The 16,313-nt window shown below is 72.4% G+C and carries 15 protein-coding genes, 1 tRNA gene and 1 pseudogene; 7 read left to right on the top strand and 10 right to left on the bottom strand.

Annotated elements, in window-relative coordinates; genetic code table 11:
* The 3 genes and pseudogenes from L3K22_RS14480 to L3K22_RS14470 all read left to right on the top strand — a co-directional run.
* Nucleotides 1-363 (top strand): annotated as a pseudogene (locus tag L3K22_RS14480) (serine/threonine protein kinase); the annotation flags it as partial.
* Nucleotides 360-2,618, top strand: a complete 2,259-nt coding sequence (gene pknB / locus L3K22_RS14475) for a Stk1 family PASTA domain-containing Ser/Thr kinase (protein WP_263312007.1) — start codon at nucleotides 360-362, stop codon at nucleotides 2,616-2,618. The pseudogene L3K22_RS14480 and the gene pknB, both read left to right, overlap by 4 nt.
* A complete protein-coding gene (locus L3K22_RS14470) occupies nucleotides 2,611-3,267 on the top strand; it encodes an anthranilate synthase component II (RefSeq protein ID WP_263312006.1) in 657 nt (218 codons plus the stop codon). The genes pknB and L3K22_RS14470 overlap by 8 nt, the downstream gene beginning before the upstream one ends.
* 10 nt (nucleotides 3,268-3,277) lie before the next feature.
* Here L3K22_RS14470 and L3K22_RS14465 read toward each other — a convergent pair whose 3' ends face one another.
* The 3 genes from L3K22_RS14465 to L3K22_RS14455 all read right to left on the bottom strand — a co-directional run bounded on the left by L3K22_RS14465 (nucleotide 3,278) and on the right by L3K22_RS14455 (nucleotide 4,955).
* Entirely contained in the window at nucleotides 3,278-3,451 is a 174-nt protein-coding gene (locus L3K22_RS14465) for a hypothetical protein (RefSeq protein ID WP_263312005.1), read from the bottom strand.
* Nucleotides 3,451-4,149 (bottom strand): class E sortase, encoded by a 699-nt coding sequence (locus L3K22_RS14460; protein WP_373318071.1) that lies wholly within the window; start codon nucleotides 4,147-4,149, stop codon nucleotides 3,451-3,453. The genes L3K22_RS14465 and L3K22_RS14460 overlap by 1 nt, the downstream gene beginning before the upstream one ends.
* A gap of 68 nt (nucleotides 4,150-4,217) precedes the next feature.
* Complete coding sequence (locus L3K22_RS14455) at nucleotides 4,218-4,955, bottom strand: DUF881 domain-containing protein (RefSeq protein WP_263312003.1); 738 nt, start codon at nucleotides 4,953-4,955, stop codon at nucleotides 4,218-4,220.
* Nucleotides 4,956-5,069: 114 nt separating this feature from the next.
* Here L3K22_RS14455 and L3K22_RS14450 point away from each other — a divergent pair, with 114 nt between their 5' ends.
* The 3 genes from L3K22_RS14450 (at nucleotide 5,070) to L3K22_RS14440 (ending at nucleotide 7,072) form a co-directional block, all read left to right on the top strand.
* Nucleotides 5,070-5,672 (top strand): cell division protein CrgA, encoded by a 603-nt coding sequence (locus tag L3K22_RS14450; RefSeq protein WP_263312002.1) that lies wholly within the window; start codon nucleotides 5,070-5,072, stop codon nucleotides 5,670-5,672.
* Between the two features lie 161 nt (nucleotides 5,673-5,833).
* Nucleotides 5,834-6,895 (top strand): LppM family (lipo)protein, encoded by a 1,062-nt coding sequence (locus L3K22_RS14445; RefSeq protein ID WP_263312001.1) that lies wholly within the window; start codon nucleotides 5,834-5,836, stop codon nucleotides 6,893-6,895.
* A gap of 104 nt (nucleotides 6,896-6,999) precedes the next feature.
* Nucleotides 7,000-7,072 (top strand) — tRNA-Arg (locus L3K22_RS14440).
* A 115-nt stretch (nucleotides 7,073-7,187) separates the two neighbouring features.
* Here the strand turns inward: L3K22_RS14440 and L3K22_RS14435 are convergent.
* The 7 genes from L3K22_RS14435 to L3K22_RS14405 form a co-directional block, all read right to left on the bottom strand.
* Nucleotides 7,188-8,399: a Gfo/Idh/MocA family protein gene (locus L3K22_RS14435; protein ID WP_263312000.1), complete on the bottom strand. Its 1,212-nt coding sequence runs from the start codon at nucleotides 8,397-8,399 to the stop codon at nucleotides 7,188-7,190.
* Nucleotides 8,389-9,162: a ThuA domain-containing protein gene (locus L3K22_RS14430; protein ID WP_263311999.1), complete on the bottom strand. Its 774-nt coding sequence runs from the start codon at nucleotides 9,160-9,162 to the stop codon at nucleotides 8,389-8,391. The genes L3K22_RS14435 and L3K22_RS14430 overlap by 11 nt, the downstream gene beginning before the upstream one ends.
* A 249-nt stretch (nucleotides 9,163-9,411) precedes the next feature.
* Complete coding sequence (locus tag L3K22_RS14425) at nucleotides 9,412-9,807, bottom strand: hypothetical protein (protein ID WP_263311998.1); 396 nt, start codon at nucleotides 9,805-9,807, stop codon at nucleotides 9,412-9,414.
* A complete protein-coding gene (locus L3K22_RS14420; RefSeq protein WP_263311997.1) occupies nucleotides 9,801-10,409 on the bottom strand; it encodes a histidine phosphatase family protein in 609 nt (202 codons plus the stop codon). The genes L3K22_RS14425 and L3K22_RS14420 overlap by 7 nt, the downstream gene beginning before the upstream one ends.
* Before the next feature lie 14 nt (nucleotides 10,410-10,423).
* Nucleotides 10,424-12,130: an FAD-binding oxidoreductase gene (locus L3K22_RS14415; protein WP_263311996.1), complete on the bottom strand. Its 1,707-nt coding sequence runs from the start codon at nucleotides 12,128-12,130 to the stop codon at nucleotides 10,424-10,426.
* Nucleotides 12,127-13,029 carry a lysophospholipid acyltransferase family protein gene (locus tag L3K22_RS14410; RefSeq protein WP_263311995.1) on the bottom strand — a complete coding sequence of 301 codons (903 nt, stop codon included), beginning with the start codon at nucleotides 13,027-13,029 and terminating at the stop codon, nucleotides 12,127-12,129. The genes L3K22_RS14415 and L3K22_RS14410 overlap by 4 nt, the downstream gene beginning before the upstream one ends.
* A gap of 4 nt (nucleotides 13,030-13,033) precedes the next feature.
* Nucleotides 13,034-13,810, bottom strand: coding sequence for an SDR family NAD(P)-dependent oxidoreductase (locus L3K22_RS14405; RefSeq protein WP_263311994.1), 777 nt, complete (start codon nucleotides 13,808-13,810; stop codon nucleotides 13,034-13,036).
* 149 nt (nucleotides 13,811-13,959) lie between these two features.
* On the opposite strand from L3K22_RS14405, the gene L3K22_RS14400 reads away from it, so the two are divergent.
* The gene (locus L3K22_RS14400; protein WP_263311993.1) at nucleotides 13,960-16,251 is read left to right on the top strand and encodes an HAD-IB family hydrolase; all 2,292 of its coding nucleotides are present in this window, start codon (nucleotides 13,960-13,962) and stop codon (nucleotides 16,249-16,251) included.
* Nucleotides 16,252-16,313 lie beyond the last annotated feature (62 nt).

Below are 16,313 nucleotides of genomic sequence, written 5' to 3'. Positions count from 1 at the left end.
GGCGACGGCGCCCGCTCCCCGCTGCATGCGGCCTCGGCGGCGTCCACCGCCGACGGCGCCGAGCGCGCCTTCTCGGGCGGCGCCTACGCCGACGTGGACACCGCGGCGTCCTCGCGCACGGTGCGCGGGACGAGCACGGGGCGGCGGGTCGGCGGGATGTCGGTGCCGGGCCTGGTGCTGCTGATCCTGGTGGTCGTCGCGATCGCGGTCGCCGTCGCGGGCGGCCTGGGGCTGCTGCCCCTCGGCGCGATCGACGCCTCGGCGCCGACGGGGCTGGGCACGACGTCTGGAGAGGCGACGTCAGCTACTACGATGGTCGGATCGATCGGTGTCGGCCACGGCACGAGGACGGGTGTGGAGTGAGCGGAGAGACGTTGATCCTGGGTGGTCGATACCGCCTGGGAAGGATCCTCGGGACCGGGGGCATGGCGGAGGTGTTCCTCGCGGAGGACACGCGCCTGCACCGCACGGTCGCGGTGAAGGTGCTGCGCTCCGACCTGGCCCGGGATGCGAACTTCCAGGAGCGCTTCCGGCGTGAGGCGCACAGCGCCGCGTCCCTGAACCATCCCTCGATCGTCGCCGTGTACGACACCGGCGAGGAGCAGCAGACCACGATCACCGGCTCCGAGGTGACGATCCCGTACATCGTGATGGAGTACGTCGAGGGTCGCACCCTGCGCGAGTACATCGACCCCGAGCACCCGATGGACGTCATCCAGGCCGGGGAGATCATGGCCGCGCTGCTCAGCGCGCTGGAGTACTCCCACCGCGCCGGGATCGTGCACCGCGACATCAAGCCCGGCAACATCATGATCAACTCCGCGGGCGCCGTGAAGGTGATGGACTTCGGGATCGCCCGCGCGGTCGCCGACGCGACCAGCGCCATGACCGCGACCCAGGCCGTGATGGGCACGGCCCAGTACCTCTCCCCCGAGCAGGCGCGCGGCCAGCTGGTCGATGCGCGCTCGGACATCTACTCCGCCGCCTGCGTCATGTTCGAGATGCTGACCGGGCGCCCGCCCTTCACCGGCGACACCCCGGTCTCGATCGCCTACCAGCACGTGCGCGAGGAGCCGCAGCCGCCCTCGGCCTTCAACCCGGCCGTCCCCCCCGCGATGGATGCGGTGATCCTCACGGGCCTGGCCAAGGACCGCGAGCAGCGCTACCCCAGCGCCGTCGCCTTCTCCCGCGACATCGCCGCCGTCGTCGCCGGACGAGCCCCGGCGCTGGTCGCCGGCGCCCTGCCGGGGGCCGACGACCCCGAGGCCACGACCGTGCTCAGCCCGCTGGACGAGGCGACCGAGGCGCTGCCGGCGACGGCCGGTGCCCTGGGCGCGGGCGCGGCGGGCGCCGCCGCGATGCGTCCCCAGGACTGGCGCACCGGCTCCGCGCCCTCCCCCGCGACCGGGCCCCTCGCCCCGCGCTCGGGGGACGAGGTGGAGCCGGAGCAGAAGCGCAAGCGGCCGTGGTGGCTGATCATCCTCGTGACCCTCGTGGCCCTGGGACTGATCGCCGCGGCGCTCGCCTACTTCCGGCCGTGGGACCGGGGGCCGGAGACGATCGCGGTCCCGAACGTGGTGGGGCAGACGGAGGACCAGGCGCGCAGCGCGCTCACCGAGGCCGGACTCGACCCGACCTTCGAGCAGACCCCCTCCCAGGACGTCGACAAGGGCGAGGTCATGGAGACGGACCCTCCCGCCGGCCAGGAGGTCGAGGTGGGCAGCCCCATCACGGTGACGGTCTCCGGCGGCCCCGACGCGGTGACGGTGCCCGAGGACCTGCTGGAGATGACCCGCGAGGAGGCCCAGGCCGCGCTCGAGGCCGTCGGACTCACCATGACCGAGGGCGAGGCGGAGGACGTCCCGCAGGAGGCGGGGACGGTGGCGAGCACCTCCCCGCAGGGCGGGCAGTCCGTGGACCGGGGCTCCGCGGTCGAGGTGCGCTTCGCCTCGGGCAACGTCGAGGTCCCGAACGTCGAGGGCGTCCAGTTCGACAAGGCCAAGGAGACCCTCGAGGCGCGTGGCTTCGAGGTCCCGGATCCCGCGGAGCGCGAGGAGGCGAGCGAGGATCCCGGCACCGTGCTCTCGCAGACGCCCTCGGCCGGCGGCAGCCCCGCCCGCTACGGCTCCACCGTCGACCTCGTGATCGCGGCTGCGCCCGGTCCCGTGGCGGTCCCGAACGTCGCCGGGCAGACCCTCGAGAACGCGCAGAAGACTCTGTCCGACGCCGGCTTCACCGGTACCACCCCCACCTCGGAGTTCTCGGACTCGGTGCCCGAGGGGCAGGTCATCCGCACCGACCCCGCGGCGAACGAGCAGGTGGACCGCGGCACCACGATCACGATCGTCGTCTCCAAGGGCCCGGAGCCGACGCCGACACCCACCCCGACCGAGGAGCCGACCGAGACCGAGGAGCCGAGCCCGACCGAGGAGCCGAGCGACAGCCCCTCGCCGACCACGGATCCGCCGGAGGACGAGGCCGACGACGCCGCGCAGGGCGACGGCAACAACGGACGCAGCGCGGGCGCCGGGAACGGGAACGGGAACGGCAACGGGAACGGCAACGGGAACGGGAACGGCAACGGGAACGGGAACGGGAACGGGAACGGCGATGGCTGAGCAGTCCGCGGCACGGATCCTCGTGATCGACAACTACGACAGCTTCGTCTACACGATCGTCGGCTACCTCCAGCAGATGGGCGCGGAGACGACGGTGGTCCGCAACGACGAGGTGCCCGCCGACGGTACGGGGGCGGTCGACCTCACCGGGTTCGACGGGGTGCTGGTCTCCCCCGGCCCCGGCAACCCGTCCACCGCCGGTCGCTCCCTGGACGTGATCGGCCGCTGCGCCGAGCAGCGGGTGCCGATGCTCGGGGTGTGCCTCGGGCACCAGGCGCTGGGCCAGTTCTTCGGGGCGCGCGTGGACCACGCTCCGCAGCTGATGCACGGCCGCACCAGCGAGCTCACGCACGAGGGCAGGAGCGTCTTCGCCGGCGCCCCCTCCCCCATGACCGCGACCCGCTACCACTCCCTCACCGTGGTGCCGGAGACGATCCCGGCGGAGCTCGAGGTCACCGCCCGCACCGCCGACGGAATGGTGATGGGCCTGGTCCACCGGGAGCTGCCCCTGCACGGGGTGCAGTTCCATCCGGAGTCGGTGCTCACCGAGAACGGCCACCTGATGCTCGCGCGCTTCCTCGAGCTGTGCGACGGTCGCGACGCCCTCGAGCGCTCGGAGGGGCTGAAGCCCTTGATGACCGCGGGCTGAGCCCCGCCGCTCAGGAGCCGGCGGCCGCCGCCCCCACGACTCCGTCGTTGAACGGCATGACGGGCGCGATCGCGGGGAACACCCAGCCGAACAGGGCCACGACGATCGCGGCGAGCACCAGCACGGTCAGCAGGATCCGCACCCAGAGCGGTCCGGGCAGGTGACGGAACAGCCAGGCGTACATCAGCCCTCCTGGGCGGGGTCGGGGGCGGTCGCGAGCGCCTCGGGGATCCCGTCGGACCGGTCCGTCCAGTACGAGAACTCGGCGTGGACGATGTAGCGCTCCCGCGCGGAGTACATCGGATGGCAGGCGGTCAGGGTGAGCATCCGCTCGGTGGGCTCCACCCCGCTCTCGCCGGGCGTCGGGGCGATGACCCAGGCGTCCTCCGGCTGGACCACGAGCGACTCGGTGACCTCGTAGACGTAGAACGCCTCGTCGGTCTCCACCACGATCGGGTCACCCTCCTCGAGGCCGGCGATGTCCTCGAGGACGCGGCCGTAGGTGTTGCGGTGGCCAGCGACGGAGAAGTTCCCGACCTGGCCGGGCAGCGCGGTCTGCGGGTAGTGGCCGGCTCCCTTGACGTTGAGGACCTGCTCGAGGTCCACGCCCTCGGCGAGCGGGAAGCGGTCGCGGTCGAAGGCAGGCACGTGCATGGTGCCGAAGACCATGGTGTCCTCGGGCGTGGTGGGGACGGGCGGCGGTCCGTCCTGGCGCGGGGCGATCCGCTCCTCGTCCACGGCGCCCCATTCCTGCTCGAGCCCGTCGAGGATCCCGGCCTGCTCGCGGTCGGCCATCACGTCGGTCCACCACAGCTGCCACACCAGGAACAGGCCCAGCAGCACCCCGGCGGTCAGCAGCAGCTCGCCGAGGACCCCGAGCACACCCGGCCCGCGGGGGCGGCCGCGGTGGGATCGTGCGGCTCCTCGCCCCCGCTCGGTGCGGCCCGTGCTCACCGGCTCACCGCGGCGTCGACGGCGAGGGGGCCGGCATAGGCGGGCAGGGTGGTGTCCTGGAGCGTCTCGACCTTCTCGCCGAGGCCGACGTGATCGACCCATTCGCGGTAGAGCTGCACGTTCTGGGAGGAGTCGAGCGCCTCGGTCATCTCCTCGACGGGGCCGATCACGGTGATGACGAAGGGCGGGGAGTAGACGCGGCCCTCGAGCAGCAGGGTGTTGCCGGCGCAGCGGAAGGCGCTGCCGTTGACCACGCGCTGGTCCTGCAGCATCATCGCCTCCGCGCCGCCGGCCCACAGGGCGTTGATGAACGACTCGAGGTCCTGCTGGTGGACGACGAGGTCGTCGGGTTCGGTGCCCGGGATCGCGCCGAGCGCGCTCGAGGGCGCATCGGTCAGGGTGATCCGCAGCCCGGGCCCGGAGACCTCGCTGAGGCCGACGGCGTCCTCGACCACGGCGGTGCGCTCGGCGGTCGCCGGGCCCGCGCCCTGGCCGCGCAGCTCCTCGATCTCGGCGCGCTTGTCGGCGTTGTCCTCGGTGAGCTCCTCGATGGTGCGGCCGCGGTCGGCGAGGACGCCGGCGACGTCGCTGCTCTCGTCGCGGATCGAGCCGCCGGCGGCGAGGCGGGAGGTGGTCGCGAAGAGCACGCCGCACAGCACCATCACCAGGGCCACGCCGACGCGCCCCCGGGCACCGCCGCGACGGCGCCCGGACGGGGTGTCCTGTGCTTCCATCGTCACTCCTCGCTTCGCGCGCGTCCCGGACGCCCATTACCCTAGGCCACGGTCCGCACCCGCGGATCCGCGCGGCACGGTCGCGCGACGGCCGCGTCGAGGGAGCATCGTTCCATGGCCAGGAGCAGGAAGAAGTCGTCCGCCCGGGCGACGTCGAGCGCGAAGGCCGCGAGCACGGACCCGAAGGACGTGACGCCGGACGCCGAGGACCCGACCGCGGAGGCCGAGGATGCCGCGACGGACCTCGAGGACACGACGGCGGACGCGGAGGACGCGGCCGCGGAGGCCGAGGACTCGAGGCCCGCCGAAGGCTCCGCGAAGGACCCGGTGCGCCGCAGGGGCGCCGCGGGCAAGGACCCCGTCGGTCGCGGCGCGACGAAGGGCACGTCCGGGAAGAAGAAGAGCGAGAGCGAGACCGGCAGGCCCGCCGGCGGCGAGGTTCCCGAGAAGGCGAAGGACTCCACGCGTGCCACCTCGGTGCGCCGGGCCGCCGCGGCCGAGACCTCCCGCACCACCGGACGCCGTGTCGCGGCCGCCGGGCAGAACCCGCAGTGGCTCGCCCCCGCCGCCGTGGTCTTCCTGATCCTGGGCCTCGCCTACCTGGTCACCTACTACATCACCGCCGGGCAGCTGCCCCTCCCGATCGGCGACTGGAACCTCGCCGTCGGCTTCGGCGTGCTGATGGTCGGCGGCGGCATGCTCATGTTCTGGAAGTAGCCGGTCGCCCCGGCTCCGATCGATCGGAGCCGTGCGACCGGACCGCACGCGATGGGGAGTTCTCCCCACCGCGCGCTCCCTCCTGCGCAGGTACCCTGAACGGGAAGCGCGTCACACCCGGTGGCGCCACGCACCTCGGTGCGCGACCCGACGGGGGACCCATGACCAGCATCTCCAGACGGCGCGGACTCCTCGCGCTCCTCCTCGTTCCCTTCATGATGGTCCTCGCGGGCTGCGGGAAGTTCGACGCGACCTTCGACATCAAGGACGCCGAGACCATCGACGTGACGATGGACATCGGCCTGGACACCTCCCTCATCGGGTCCGAGTACTCCTCCGCCGAGGAGATGTGCGCCGCGATGGAGGGCGAGGAGTCGGGCGTCGCCGGCGAGATCGCCCCGACCGTCGAGCCGTACGAGGCCGACGGCATGTACGGCTGCAAGATCACCGGCGTGGTCGACAACGAGGAGTTCGGCAACGGGCTCGACCTCGTCGAGGAGGACGGCGAGTACCACTTCACCCTCGATCCGGCGCAGGCCGGGCTGAGCGACCTCACCGACCCGACCCTGGCGGACTACGGCTTCGAGTTCTCGATGACCTTCATCTTCCCCGGCGAGATCATCGAGTCCTCCGGCGGCCAGATCGACGGCAGCACCGTCGTCTTCACGGACGCGGCCGAGATCGCGAACGGGATCGACATCCGCGCCGAGGCGAACAGCTTCCCCTGGGTCATCGTGATCATCGCCGTCGTCGTGATCGGCTTCCTCCTCCTGCTCGCCGCCGCCGTGGCGGCCTTCTTCGTGGTCCGCTCGCGGAAGAACAAGGCCGGCGCCACCTCGGGCGTGCCCGGCGGCTACGGCGCCGGCGCCTCCGTCGGCGCCGCGTCCGGAGCGTCCCCGGCCGCTCCGCCGAGCGCGCAGTGGGGCCAGAACTCGCCTCCGCCCGCGCCTCAGGGCGGTCAGGGCGTGCAGAGCGGCCAGGGCGGCCAGCAGTGGGGCCAGGCCTCGCCCCCGCCCGCCCCACAGTCCGGTCAGCAGTGGGGGCAGAGCTCCCCGCCCGCAGCTCCGCAGAGCGATCAGCAGTGGGGCGCCCCGCAGCAGGGCGGCCAGGGCTCTCCGCAGGGCCAGCAGCAGCCTCCGTGGGCTCATCCCGACAGCGGCCAGAACCCCGGCGGGCCGCAGGGTCCCGGCTCCCCGCAGCCTCCTCAGCAGTCGGGCTGGTGACCGACGCGGGCCATGGCCCCGCTCCTGTGAGCAGGGTCATGGCCCGCCGATTGGCGCCGGTCGCGAGGGCCCGCTAGAGTAGTCCAGGTCAGCGCAGCTGGCGAGCGCCCGTAGCTTAACGGATAGAGCATCTGACTACGGATCAGAAGGTTGGGGGTTCGAATCCCTCCGGGCGCGCAGCAGGAAAGGCCCCTCATCAGCGAGAACATCGCGATGAGGGGCCTTTCGCATGTCCGCGTGCGGTCACCTCGCCGCCGTGCCCCGGTGATCCCTCGGGGCGCGGCGGCTCGGCTCAGGACCCGGCGACGAGCGCCTCGCGCACGCTGCTCCAGGAGCGCATGATCTCGCGGGCCTGCTCGTCGGCCTCCGCGGCGATCGCCTCGACGCGCGCCTGCTCGAGCAGCTCGTCGATCTCGACCCGCTCCCCGCGCTCGACGGCGGTGACGGCCGCCTCGACCATGGCGAAGCTGAGCACGTTCTCGTGGATCTCGCACATCGGGGTGCGGCCACCGCGCAGCGCGGAGACGCACTCGACCAGCGAGGCGGCGATCTGGTCGGGCTCGGGCGCGGTCTCGGCGTCGATCGCGGCCTGCAGGCGCGCGGTCTCCTCCTCGTCCTCGGTGCCGACGACCGGGGTGCCGGTGCCGTCCCAGGTGGCGGAGCCGTGCTGGGCACCGATCCGCCATTCGCTGTTCCACCAGGTCGGCAGGCCGCGGGCGTTCCAGGTGCCGTGGTAGGCGAACAGGGACCCGTCGGACATCTCGAAGGTCGCGCTGACGGTCGCGTCGTGGTGGTAGACGCTCCACTCGGGGCGCGTCCCGCGGGCGGTGACCGCGACCGGGTCCGCGTCCAGGATGTAGCGCGCGGTGTCGAAGGCGTGGATGCCCATGTCCCGCAGCAGCGGGTGGTCCTGGGTACGGCGGAATCCGTCCATCTCCGTGAACAGGGAGAAGAACGCGCTGGTCATCACCGTCGGCCCGTGGGCGGCGACGAAGCTGCGCAGCTGGCGCACCTGGCGGAAGAAGCGCCGGGACTGGGAGACCATGAACGGCACGCCGGTGAGCTCGGCGTGCGCGAGCAGGCTGATCGCCTCGGGCAGCGTCTCGGTGACGGGCTTCTCGCCGAGCACCGGGATCCCCGCGTGCAGCGCCTTCACGGTGACGGGATGATGGGCGACCGGCACGGTCGGGTTCACGATCAGGTCAGCGCCGAGCTCGAGGGCGAGGTCGACCCCGTCGGCGCCGACGGCGACCGCCGCCGGATCGGCCGCGCCGGACTGGTCGATCACGCGCTGCGGCGCGCCCTCGACCAGGTCGGCGACGCCGACGAGCTCCGCGACCTCGCTCGCGACGATCTCCCGGGCCCACCAGCTGCCCATCGATCCGGCACCGACGACGACCACGCGTGCGGGACGCTCCGCGGGCAGGCGGGGGAAGCCGGTCAGGGAGGCCGACGGCGTCGGGGCGGCGGAGGTGTCGGTGAGCGTCCTGGTCTCAGATGACACGCGCGACTCCGTCCGCGTCGTCCCCGCGGAACCAGTCGCGCGGGGCGTTGGCGATCTTCACCGGTGCGGCCTCGCGCTCCGCGGGCCGGGCCCAGACCACGGCGTTGGCGAGGACGCGCTGGATCTCCGCCTGGCGGTAGACGGGGTACTCCTGGTCGCCGGGGCTGAAGTAGAAGACCTTGCCCTTGCCGCGGCGGAACACGGCGCCGGAGCGGAACACCTCGCCGCCGGCGAAGGAGGAGACGAAGACGAGCTCGTCGGGGGCGGGGATGTCGAACATCTCCCCGTACATCTCCTGCTCGGGGACGACGATCGGGTGCGGGACGCCGCGGGCGATCGGGTGGGAGCCGTTGACGGTCCAGACCCGCTCCTCCTCGCCCTCGTTGCGCCACAGCAGGTTGCAGGTGGTGCCCATGAGCTTCTTGAAGGGCTTGGAGTAGTGGGCGGAGTGCAGCGGGATCAGCCCCATGCCCTCGTGGACGCGGCGCACCACGCGCTCGGCGATCTCCTCGGGCACGTCCTCGTGCGCCATGTGGCCCCACCAGGTGAGCACGTCGGTCTCGGCGAGCGCCTCCTCGGAGAGGGACTCCTCGATGTCGTCGAGCAGGGCGATGCGCACCTCGGCCTCGACGCCGTCGGCCGCGAGGACGGTCCGCAGGGCCTCCGCGATCACGGTGTGCATGCCCTCGGGATAGATCTGCTGGACCTTCGGGTCGACCTTCTCGTGCCGGTTCTCGCCGAAGACGGCGATGCGCAGTGCCATGAATTCCCTCGTCCTGTCGCTGGTGGTTCGCGGGCCGCCGCTCCTCGGGCGACCCGGTCCATCGTAGGGGCGCATGGCCCCCGTCACCTCGGCGGACCCGCCGGGAGGCTGCTTCCTGGATCGGAACAGCCTCTCGAGGCAACCGTGACCCGCCTGTGACCCATTCCTCACGAGTAACTGCCTATGGTCGACGTCAGGCTCCTTCAACGGCGAGGGAGCCTGCTCGCTCCGCTGCGGCGGAGGCCGGCCTCAGCGGTCGGGCGCGGCCTCGAGCAGGATGCCCCGCTCGCGCAGCTGCGCGGTGAGCAGCTCGGCCGTCTCGGCATGGCGCCTGCTCGCCCGCGCCCATCCGGCCACACCGCCCAGCGCGCGGCCGACGGTCGCACCCCAGAGATGACGGATCCGCGTCCCGCCCGGGACCTCGGCCAGCTCGAGCCGGGCCCGGAGGTGGAAGCGGCTCCCGGCCAGGGCGCCGAGCAGCACCGTGCGGCGCAGGCTCCCGGTCTCCACCTCCAGACGCGCGGGCGTGGTCTCGTGGACGCGCCAGCCCTGGGCGGTGAAGAACTCGGCGAGCAGCGCCCGGGTCTCCTCGAGGTCCCCGCGCACGATCAGGCGCACCCCGCCGCCGCGGTCCGCGCTCAGCACGGCGCGCCCGCCGCGGCGGTGCGGTGCGGGCCGAGCGCGCGCAGCTCGGCGTTGCCCAGATGCGGCACTTCGCGATGGTCGTGCGGGTCGCGGCCCGCGGCGAGCGCGAGCGCGATCTGCAGCACGTCCCCGTGAGCGACGAGCACCACGGGCGCATCGGCGGCGAGCGCATCGGCCGCCCGGAGCGCCGCGAGCACGCGCGCGGCGACCTCGGCGACGGGCTCGACCCCGTCGTCGTGCGCCCGACGGGCGCGGTCCCGCGCCCAGATGCTCTCGTAGGCGGTCGCGGGGCCCTCGTCGTGCGCGCCGAAGCAGCGCTCGCGCAGGCGCTCGTCGACCCGCGGCGCCCCGGCACCGAGACCGGCGGCGAACTCCTCGGCGGTCTGGCGGGCGCGGGCGAAGTCGCTCGTGACCACGACCGTGCCCGGCCCGAGGCCCTGCGCGGCCGCGTCCGTCGCCGCGGCGCGCGCCTGCTCCCTGCCGCGTCCGGTCAGCCCCACCGTCTCGAGCGCCCGCGGGCCGGGGACGGACACGATCTGCCCCTCGACGTTCGCGGTCGACTCCCCGTGCCGCAGCACGAGGACCGGATGCGCGGCCTGCATCGTCGCTACCCCGCTCAGGAGGGGACGACCTTGCCGGGGTTGAGGTTCCGGCCCGGGTCGGTGTCGGCGAAGAGCCCCTGCACCATGCGGGTGCCGACCTCGCCGATGTCCTCGGTGATCCAGGGCTGGTGCTCGGTGCCCACCGCGTGATGGTGGGAGACCGTCGAGCCGAGGTCCACGAAGGTCTGCTGCACGGCGCTCTTGGCGGCGTAGTACTGCTCGAGCGCCTGCTCGTCGGTCGAGTAGGGGAAGGCGAAGGTGAAGTAGAGACACGCCCCGGCGTGGTAGCTGTGCGACATGTGGCAGAACATGAAGCCGGGCAGGCCCTGCTCCTCCTGCACCGCGTAGAAGGCCTCGAACGCCCGGGCATGGACCTCGTTGATCTTCGACCAGGTCGCACCGGTGTCGCAGACGTCGCCGAAGACCTGGTAGTTCATCAGGAAGTCGCGCAGGTAGGGGGTGTCGAACTTCTTCTGGTCGTAGATCGCGCCGGGGCCCGCGCCGAGCGTGATGCCCCCGGCGTTCTTCACGATCTTCTTCACGATCGACTTCTGCTGCTCGACGGACTCCTTCGAGCCCTCGAAGCAGACGTAGGAGATCGACATCTCGTTCGTCGTGTCCCAGCCCTTGGAGCGCAGGTACGAGAACAGCCCGTCCTGCACCTTCGCGGCGACCTTCCCCTTGGTGGAGGTGGGTGCCTTGACCATGGCGAGGCTGAACTCGGTCTCCGGCCCGTCGGAGAGACGGGTGAAGGTCGGGGAGACGTCGGTGGAGCGGGCGATCGCGTGCATGCCGCGGATGCCGTGCTCCCAGTCGGGGTACATGTAGGCGATCACCTGACGGACCGGGGCGACGCGGTGCACCTGCACCGTGACCTCGGTGATCACGCCGAGGCGTCCCTCGCTGCCCAGGATCATCTCGTGCACGCTCGGCCCGGAGTCGCGGCCCGGGATCGGCTTGGTGACGGCCGTGCCTGCGGGATGGACCATCCGCAGGCCGCGGACGATGTCCTCGATGTCGCCGTACTTGTCCGACTGCATGCCGGAGGAGCGCGTCGCGGCCCAGCCGCCGACGGTCGAGTAGGTGAAGGAGTCGGGGAAGTGGCCGACGGTCCAGCCCAGCGCGTTCAGCTGCTCCTCGAGGTCCGGGCCGTACGCGCCCGCCTCCACGCGGGCGAGGCCCGCGGTGTCGTCGATCTCGAGGACCTCGCGCATGCGGCCGAGGTTCATGGTGAGGATCGGGCGCTGCTCGTCCACGTCGGGGGTCACGGAGCCGGAGATGGAGGAGCCGCCGCCGTAGGGGATCAGCACCATGTCGTGCTCGAGCACGAGACGCAGGACCGCGGCGACCTCGTCCTCGGAGGCGGGGTACACGATCGCGTCGACCAGGCGCTCGAAGCGGCCGCCCCGGACGCGGAACAGGTCCGGCAGGGAGCGGCCGAAGGAGTGGACGACCCGGTACTCGTCGTCGTCCAGCACGTTGTCGGCGCCGACGACGGCGACCAGCGCCTCGCGCGCCGGGGCGGGCAGCCGGCTCCCCGGCACCTCGACGTCGGACAGCTGCGGCTCGACCGGCTGCTTCGAGTCGAGGTCGACGCCGATCTTGTTCCTCGCGAGCGGGGCGAAGGCGGGCTTGTTGTCGTAGCGGAACGTGATGTCGTCCAGGCCCCAGCCCCACCACTTGTGCCGCTTGACCTCGCGTGCGCTCGGCCGATCGCTCATGCGTCCTCCTCCTCGTCCCGGACAGCGCTGCCCAGGACCTCGTCGTGGTGCTCGTCGTACAGGTCCTTCACGCTGTCACGGATGCGCGTGATGAAGTCTCTCGCGGACTCGTCCACCCCGCCCAGCAGCGGCTCGCCGAAGACGACCCGCACGGGCGGGCGCCCCGGCACGGGCCAGCTGCGCCCCTTGGGCATCGCCTCGTAGCCGCCGATGATCGCGGCGGGCACGACGGGGACGCCGACGCCGAGGGCGAGCGCGGCCGCGCCGGCCTTGAACTCCGCCATGGTCCCGGTCTGCTGGCGGCCCCCCTCGGGGAACACGAGGATCGGCACGCCGCTGCGCAGCAGCCGCTTCGAGGTGCCCGCGTGCTTGTGGGAGCCGCCGCGGTCGATCGGGAAGGCGTTCATCATCAGGCGCACGAAGAGGCGGCGGTGCCAGTGGTCGAACCAGTAGTCGGCGGCCACGCCCGTGGAGAGGAACCGGCCCTGCGTCCAGGGCAGGCTCATCGCCAGCAGCGGGCCGTCGACGTGGCTGGTGTGGTTGGCGACCAGCACGAACGGGCCGCGGATGCTCTTCACGCGGCGGTGCACCTGCACCTGCGGCGTCACGGCGGAGTTCACCACGGCCCGGAACAGCACCCGCTGCAGCACGAAGCGCGTCCCGGCGCGCCAGGCGGAGCGGTACTTGGTCAGCTCGCCCGTCGGCCTCTCCCAGCCCTCCCCGCGCGAGCGCGCGGAGAGCGAGTCCAGCAGCCGACGGGAGCGGCCCTTGAGGTCGTCGGCGGCCTTCGCGGTGGCGTCCGCGGCGCGGCTCGAGGCCTCGGAGAACCGTGCCGCGGCCTCGGCCCGTCGCGAGCTTCCCTGCTCCTCGGGCTCCTTCTCGCTGTCCTCGTCGGTCACGCGATCACTTCTCCCGGTTGCGGCGATGGCTGAGCAGCGCACTGAGCCGCGCGACGAGGCCGCGCGGGGTGGTGCGCAGGACGGCGGAGATCAGCTTCCAGCGCTTCGAGGGGACCGAGACGGGCCTGCCTCGGGCGACGTCGCGCAGGCAGTCCTCGACCAGGCGGTCCGCATCCAGCCACAGCACGCCGGGGATCGAGGAGCCCTTGATCCCGGCGCGGGAGTGGAACTCGGTGCGGACCCAGCCCGGCATCAGAGCGGTGACCTGCACGCCGGTGCCTGCGAGCTGCACGCCGAGGGACTCGGAGTAGTTGCCCACCCACGCCTTGATCGCGGAGTAGTTGTTCTGCGTGACCAGCGCCGAGACCGAGCCGACGTTGATGATCCAGCCGCGGCCGCGGCGTCGCATCCCCCGGCCCGCAGCGCCGCCGAGCTTGAGGACGGCACGGATCATGACCTCGAAGCCGAGGTCGTGGGGGGTGAGGTCCTCGTCGAGCAGGCCTGCGCGGACGGAGAAGCCGGCGTTGTTCACGAGCACGTCGACGGGGTCGGTGTCGGACTCGAGGCGATCGGCGACCCGCTGCTGAGCGTCGCGGTCGGCGAGATCCGCGACGATCGTCTCGACGTCGACGCCGTGCTCGCGACGGAGCTGCGCGGCCGACTCCTCGAGGCGATCGGGATCCCGCGCGACCAGCACGAGGGCGCTCCCCCGGCCGGCGAACGCTCTGGCGAAGGCCGCCCCGATGCCTGCGGTGCCGCCGGTGATCAGGGCCCTATGCATGGCGGCTACGATACACTAGCGCCGCCCTGACCAGCGCGGAGAAGCCGCCGGGCAGAGACATCGCGGGCGCGTCGCGCGCGCAGGCCCGGACCCTGCCGCTGACCTCCCCGGTCGGTCCGCCACCTCCGCTCCCGTCCCCAGAGGATCCCATGTCGCACACCTCCCCCGCCGCCGCCCCGTCCACCCCCGGGGGGACCGGGGGCCGACGGATCCTGCTCACCGGCGTCACCGGATTCCTCGGCCAGGCCGTCCTGCGCTCGCTGCTGGAGACCACCGAGGACGTGCACGTCACCGCCGTCGTGCGCCCCAAGGGCTCCGTGACGGGCCGCAGGCGCCTCGAGCAGCTGCTGCGCAAGCCCGTCTTCGCCTCCTGGGGCGAGCAGCTGGAGAAGGACGGCGCGCTCGGCGGCGCGGCCGACGGGAAGGCGCGCCTGAAGGAGATCTTCGACGCGCGCGTCGGCGTGCTCGAGGGCGACCTCACCGATATGCCCGCGATCACCGAGCCCGTCGACACCGTGATCCACTCGGCCTCCTCCGTCTCCTTCGACCCGCCGATCGACGACGCCTTCCGCACCAACGTCGGCGGCGCCCGCAACCTCTACGAGGCGCTGCTGGCCTCGGGCCAGGACCCGCACGTCATCCACGTCTCCACCGCCTACGTCGGCGGCATCTCCAAGGGGCTGCGCCAGGAGGGCTCGCTGCGCTCCGACGTCGACTGGCGCGCCGAGTTCGACGCCGCACTCGCCGCCCGCGAGCGCGTCGAGGCGGAGTCCCGCAAGCCCGAGACCCTCCGCTCCCAGATCCGCACCGCGAAGCTGCAGGTGGGCCGCATGGGCCCGAAGTCCGTGGCGAACGTCTCCGAGGAGGCGCGGCGCGATTGGGTCCAGCAGCGCCTGGTCGACTTCGGCCGCACCCGCGCCCAGTCCGTCGGCTGGACCGACATCTACACCTTCACCAAGGCGATGGCCGAGCAGGTCGCCGAGGAGCTGTGGGCCGGCAGCGGCCACCGCGTCTCCTTCGTGCGCCCCTCCATCATCGAGTCCGCCATGAAGAAGCCCTACCCCGGCTGGATCGATGGCTACAAGGTCGCCGACCCGCTGATCATGGCCTACGGCCGCGGCATGCTGCCGGAGTTCCCTGGCCTCGCGGACTCCATCCTCGACGTGATCCCCGTCGACCACGTCGTGAACGTCATCGTGGCGCTCGCGACCCAGGACGTCTCCCGTCGCGGCGACGACGCCTACTACCAGGTCGTCTCCGGCGCCTCGAACCCGATGCCCTTCCACGAGATGGTCACCGCGGTGCGCGAGTACTTCACGAAGCATCCGCTCGAGGACGAGAAGGGCCGCCCGATCGAGGTGCCCGAGTGGTCCTTCCCGGCGGTGGAGATGGTCGAGCAGCGCTTCCGCGCCAAGGAGCTCACCGCGAAGATCGGCTCCACCGCGGTCGCCTATCTCCCGGCCACCAAGCGCACCCGCGAGTGGACCTCGAACCTGCACAAGGCCACCTCGGGACTGACGATGCTGCGCAAGTACATCGAGCTGTACCGCCACTACACGAAGACCGAGATGGTGTTCGACGACGCGAACACGCGGGCGCTGCGGGACGAGCTGCCGGAGGAGTTCCTGGCCACCCACGACTTCGACGTCACCGGGATCGTGTGGAAGGACTACTTCCAGCAGCAGCACCTGCCGGCCGTCACGGACCTCACCAAGGCCTACTCCCGCGCGAAGTCCGCCCAGAAGCGCCGCGCCTCCCGCCCGACGCCCGAGCTGAAGCAGTCCACGGACTCGCTCGCGGTCTTCGACCTCGACGGCACCGTGCTGGCCACGAACATCGTCCAGCAGTACTTCGCGGTGGTCCGCGCGACCCGCCCCCGCCGCACCTGGCCGGCCGAGATCGGCGGCCTGCTCGCCGCGGTGCCGGGCTACCTGCGTGCCGACCAGCGCGACCGCTCCGAGCTGATCCGCCTGGTCAACCGCCGCTACAAGGGATACCGCGCCGAGGAGCTGCGCACCCTCATGAAGGGCGAGGCCGGGCGCCGCATCCGTGCCTCGGTCCGACCGGAGGCGCTGGAGACCATCGAGCGCCACCGCGCCGCCGGGCACCGCACCGTGCTCGTCTCCGGCGCGCTGGACGTGCTGGTCGAGCCGCTCGCGGACCTCTTCGACGAGGTCGTGGCCACCCACATGGACGAGGACAGCAGCGGGGTCATGACCGGCTATCTCGCCACTCCCCCGCTGGTGGACGAGGCGCGCGCGAACTGGCTGCGGAAGTACGCGGACCTGCACGGCGCGGACCTGTCGACCTCCTACGGCTACGGCGACTCCCATGCCGATGCGGCCTGGCTCGAGCTGATGGGCACCCCCGCCGCGGTCGCGCCGGACCTCGGGCTGTTCTCCGTGGCGAAGAAGAAGCGCTGGCAGATCCTGGAGTGGTGACCCGGGGGCCAAGCCCGGCCTGACGTCCCGGCCCAGCGCCTGGCGTCCCAGCCCCTCGCGGC

The organism is Brachybacterium atlanticum (assembly GCF_025669985.1).
GTDB classification, from domain to species: domain Bacteria; phylum Actinomycetota; class Actinomycetes; order Actinomycetales; family Dermabacteraceae; genus Brachybacterium; species Brachybacterium conglomeratum.
The sequence above is the reverse complement of the archived record's forward strand: the minus strand, read 5'-3'. Positions and strand labels throughout refer to the sequence as shown.

What these genes read in the sequence shown, in the direction of transcription:
- L3K22_RS14455 (WP_263312003.1), bottom strand. Translation starts at nt 4,955, where the DNA reads ATGGAAGCACAGGACACCCCGTCCGGGCGCCGTCGCGGCGGTGCCCGG.
- L3K22_RS14415 (WP_263311996.1), bottom strand. Translation starts at nt 12,130, where the DNA reads ATGAGCGATCGGCCGAGCGCACGCGAGGTCAAGCGGCACAAGTGGTGG.
- L3K22_RS14445 (WP_263312001.1), top strand. Translation starts at nt 5,834, where the DNA reads ATGACCAGCATCTCCAGACGGCGCGGACTCCTCGCGCTCCTCCTCGTT.
- L3K22_RS14405 (WP_263311994.1), bottom strand. Translation starts at nt 13,810, where the DNA reads ATGCATAGGGCCCTGATCACCGGCGGCACCGCAGGCATCGGGGCGGCC.
- L3K22_RS14450 (WP_263312002.1), top strand. Translation starts at nt 5,070, where the DNA reads ATGGCCAGGAGCAGGAAGAAGTCGTCCGCCCGGGCGACGTCGAGCGCG.
- L3K22_RS14420 (WP_263311997.1), bottom strand. Translation starts at nt 10,409, where the DNA reads ATGCAGGCCGCGCATCCGGTCCTCGTGCTGCGGCACGGGGAGTCGACC.
- L3K22_RS14400 (WP_263311993.1), top strand. Translation starts at nt 13,960, where the DNA reads ATGTCGCACACCTCCCCCGCCGCCGCCCCGTCCACCCCCGGGGGGACC.
- L3K22_RS14470 (WP_263312006.1), top strand. Translation starts at nt 2,611, where the DNA reads ATGGCTGAGCAGTCCGCGGCACGGATCCTCGTGATCGACAACTACGAC.
- L3K22_RS14465 (WP_263312005.1), bottom strand. Translation starts at nt 3,451, where the DNA reads ATGTACGCCTGGCTGTTCCGTCACCTGCCCGGACCGCTCTGGGTGCGG.
- L3K22_RS14430 (WP_263311999.1), bottom strand. Translation starts at nt 9,162, where the DNA reads ATGGCACTGCGCATCGCCGTCTTCGGCGAGAACCGGCACGAGAAGGTC.